Origin of the sequence: Hydrocoleum sp. CS-953 (assembly GCF_002260545.1) — a bacterium.
In the GTDB taxonomy this organism is placed as follows: Bacteria; Cyanobacteriota; Cyanobacteriia; order Cyanobacteriales; family Microcoleaceae; genus Trichodesmium.
In genome coordinates, this window is record NZ_LGSU01000619.1 from 1 (window position 1) to 3,894 (window position 3,894).

Here is a 3,894-nt window from a genome sequence, read left to right on the forward strand (position 1 = left end):
CCCTTTTTCCTTCTTGCTTATTCCTTATTCCGTAGGGAGGTTGCATACAACGTCTCTAGAATTTGTCACAAACACTTATCAAATTGGTATAACTCTGGAAACAAGCATTAAACTTAGGAATGATAGTTTGATTACTTATATAACTTAGAGAGAGTGAAGCTTAATCTATTTTAGCTTTGCTTTTTTAATTGTATATTTTATTTAATCAAATCCTTAAATAACTTGACTTGAGGAGACATAAACAGCCTAACCAAAAACAACCTTTAGTAAAGAAAAATCATCACTAAAAACATTACTACCATTCAACTCTCTCACATAGTCCAAGACCTTATCTAGATGACAAAAACCATGTTGATTGTATTCTAAAATTAGATTAATAAAGTTATCTATACCCCAAATTCCACCTCCAGGTTGAGGTATTTCATAAACACCATCACTAAATATGTAAAGGGAGTTAGACTTTTCAACTACACAAGAATCATCTATATAAGTAGCCTCTGGAAACATACCAATAGGCATTCCAGGAGTTTTCAATTTATTGGCCTGAGCGAGCTGACCATCACCTGAAATTAAAATAGCCGGGGGATGACCCGCACTTGCATAGACCAGTTGACCTTGAGAACGATTATAAACACCATACCAAATGGTAAAATATTTGTCATTTTGATAGGTCATCTGGTAAGTATTATTTAAAGCCCTAAGTACATCACTAGGTTGATGGTAATTTATATTAGGTATGGCCTTTGACCTTAACAAATTCAAAACTGAAACTGAAGGAAGTGCTGCCCGTAAACCATGGCCAGCTACATCCAGTAAATATACAGCTAAGTAATTTTCATCTAACCAATAATAATCAAAACAGTCTCCCCCTAACTTGCGAGAAGGAATAAATTGGGATTCAATTTTTACTGGTTCTATTAAAGATTCTGGTAAGAGAGAACACACATAGTCAGCAGCTTCAGCTAATTCTGCTTCTAGTAATTGCTTTTGAGTCTGTAAATCTTGAGAAAGCTGATGCAGTCGAAGTCCAGCTCTGACCCTAGCCTTCATTTCATTCATTTCTATGGGTTTAGAAATAAAGTCATCAGCACCAGCATCAAGACCTTTGACCCGATCTTGAACCGTTCCTAAAGAAGTTAACAAAATGAAGAAAGTAGTAGACAGATCGGGACTAGCTTTAACCCTACGGCATACTTCTATTCCCGTGAGTCGTGGCATGATCCAGTCACAGATAATCAAAGCAGGTTGCACGAGTTTTGCTTGTTCAAAACCTTCTTCACCATTACTTGCTACTGTCACCTCATAACCCTGTTTCCGCAGAACTCTTTTGAGTAATTCCTGAATGGCAGTATCATCATCAATAACCAAAACTTTATATATCATGGACTTAGTTAAACAATTCACCGTTTCGGCTAAATGCCGACATAAAAGTGAGTAGACCATTAGGAGTTTTTGACTACTCCCCAGATTAAAGTCACGGGGATTAATTATTCTAGGGTTTTGGTGACCAAACTCCTACTAAATAAATGAATAGGGATAAATCAATGTTGGGACAGATATTCTAAGCTGACCACATAAATATTCTTTGAGGACAAGTCAAAATACCCATATGCAGTATGCTTAAGTATCAACCTAACTTTACTGATTATGTTGCCCCATTACAATCTGCATTTAGAGACCCATTATTACCTGTTATCATACAAACCAAGCTTTTAGGTAGTTTTAATTATTTACATGAATTTTATACATATACTCCATAATATAACTTAAAATATACCTGAAATACTATACTAATTATTTAAGAAGCGAAGTGTGACTAACGTGAAAGGTTCTGATAAATTACCAAAATTTCGCAAAGCTTATTTGCAAGTTCATTCAGACCTGGCGGAAAATGACAAAGTTTTGTCATGGTTTGAGCAATTGCATCAAGCACCAATTCCAAAAACAATTTGGTTGCAGTGTGAGTTAGCTTTGGCTGAAGGTTTTACTAATGCAACTCGCCATGCCCATAAATACTTACCTACAGAAACACCTATAGACATTGAAGTTACAATGTATACTGACTGCCTAGAAATTAGAATTTGGGATTATGGTCAGCCCTTTGACTTTACAGAATGGTTAAAAGTACAACCAGAGCCAGATATGTTTGCTCCTGGTGGGCGAGGTATCAAACTGATGTATGCTATAGCAGACGATATTAGTTATACCCGTACATCTGATAATCGTAACTGTTTGTTAATTAGGAAAAATTATTGGTTGTATCCTCAAGTTCAAAATGACAATTCAGATTTTGGTAAAATCTGAATTGTGATAGTGTAAAGATATATATTTATAGTGTAAAGATATATATTTATATTTTTAGATATGAAGGTTTGGTTAGAAAATTTGCCTTATTGTGATTGACATATACTTTACAATATACCTGAAATATTATGTAATTACTTAAGAAGCTAAGTGTGACTAAAGTAAAAGATTCTGATAAATTACCAAAGTTTCATCAAGCTGATTTACAAGTTTGTTCAGACCTGGGAGAAAATGACAAAGTTTTATCATGGTTTGAGCAGTTGCACCAAGCACCAATTCCCAAAAAAGTTTGGTTAGAGTGTGAGCTTGCTTTAGCTGAAGCTTTTACTAATGCAACTCGTCATGCCCATAAATATTTACCTACAGAAACACTTATAGATATTGAAGTTAAAATCTATACTGACTACCTGGAAATTAGAATTTGGGATTATGGTCAGCCTTTTGACTTGCTCAAATGGCTAAAAGAGCAACCCACTCAAACAGATATCTTTGTTGGTGGTGGACGGGGTATAAAATTAATGTATGCTATAGCAGACAATATTAGTTATACCCGTACATCGGATAATCGTAACTGTTTGTTAATTGCTAAAAATTATTTGCCATATTCTCCAGAACAAAATAATACTTTTGATGCTAATATCTAAATCTGGAATTTATCAGGATGAGGCTATGATATTGGTGCTAGGGGGTTCAGCCAAAGTAGGATTTCACGTTTAAGTTTATTTAAGTCCCGATAAACCTCTTGTTTCAGCCATTGACCAACGGCGTCTACAGGGGTATATACTTTTCCTACAGACCAAGTTAAATCTTGACCCAAGGGTGTCAAGTGGTTTCCGTTTAATCTCTGAACTGTGACCATACTGGGAAAACGCAGTCGTAATAGATCGCTCAAACGAAGGGTTTGATCTATATCATCATCATTAAATTTAATTAATAAATTGCGCCGAATTCGATAACGTTTTTGAATTAGGCTATTTGTCATTTTTGGGGACGGAGTAAACTCTACTTTCACTACAGAAGATATTTGTTCGACCAGGGGAATGGCATCACGAGCTGCAAAATTATTGAAAGATATCAGAATATTGCCAGCTCTTTCTATGGAAAATAAACTACCCATAAGTAAATGTAACTTACATCCCATACTATGTCCTATTCCATATATAGGTAAAGATTTTTTCCTGAGTCTTCTACTAGCATATAAATGATTAAGACAATTCTCAAAAGTGCTGAGAACATTTTTAGCCATTGCTAAATGGTCTAAAGTATTGACAAAAGGAGTAGCTATTACTGCATAGCCTTGATTTGCTAGAATCTCCAATAACCAACGATAAGTTACATGAGGTGCAGTTGCTACGAACGCTCCACCTAAAAAATGTATGACTGCTTTGGGGTGAGAAGGTATTAATACCCAATTACCAGAATTTTCTTGCCATTCCATAATTTAAAACTATAAAAGTTTTTTCTTGACAATTACAAGGTTTTGTGGTACTCAAGGAGTATTGTAAATAACAATACAGTTTAAGAATTATTTTGTGTTTTAAAAAAGCCTAAATTTAGTCAATTAGTCACAAAAATCTAAAACAGTATTAG

At 34.7% G+C, this 3,894-nt stretch carries 4 protein-coding genes; 2 read left to right on the forward strand and 2 right to left on the reverse strand.

The window, feature by feature from the left end:
• Positions 1–246: 246 nt before the first annotated feature.
• Positions 247–1,380, reverse strand: coding sequence for a PP2C family protein-serine/threonine phosphatase (locus AFK68_RS06865; RefSeq protein WP_094672118.1), 1,134 nt, complete (start codon positions 1,378–1,380; stop codon positions 247–249).
• A 432-nt stretch (positions 1,381–1,812) separates the two neighbouring features.
• On the opposite strand from AFK68_RS06865, the gene AFK68_RS06870 reads away from it, so the two are divergent.
• Both AFK68_RS06870 and AFK68_RS06875 read left to right on the forward strand, forming a co-directional pair.
• Positions 1,813–2,304, forward strand: a complete 492-nt coding sequence (locus tag AFK68_RS06870) for an ATP-binding protein (protein WP_094671837.1) — start codon at positions 1,813–1,815, stop codon at positions 2,302–2,304.
• Positions 2,305–2,456: 152 nt separating this feature from the next.
• Positions 2,457–2,948, forward strand: a complete 492-nt coding sequence (locus AFK68_RS06875; RefSeq protein ID WP_094671838.1) for an ATP-binding protein — start codon at positions 2,457–2,459, stop codon at positions 2,946–2,948.
• Positions 2,949–2,971: 23 nt separating this feature from the next.
• On the opposite strand, the gene AFK68_RS06880 is transcribed toward AFK68_RS06875, so the two are convergent.
• Positions 2,972–3,742, reverse strand: a complete 771-nt coding sequence (locus AFK68_RS06880; protein WP_094672117.1) for a DUF1350 family protein — start codon at positions 3,740–3,742, stop codon at positions 2,972–2,974.
• Positions 3,743–3,894: the final 152 nt, after the last annotated feature.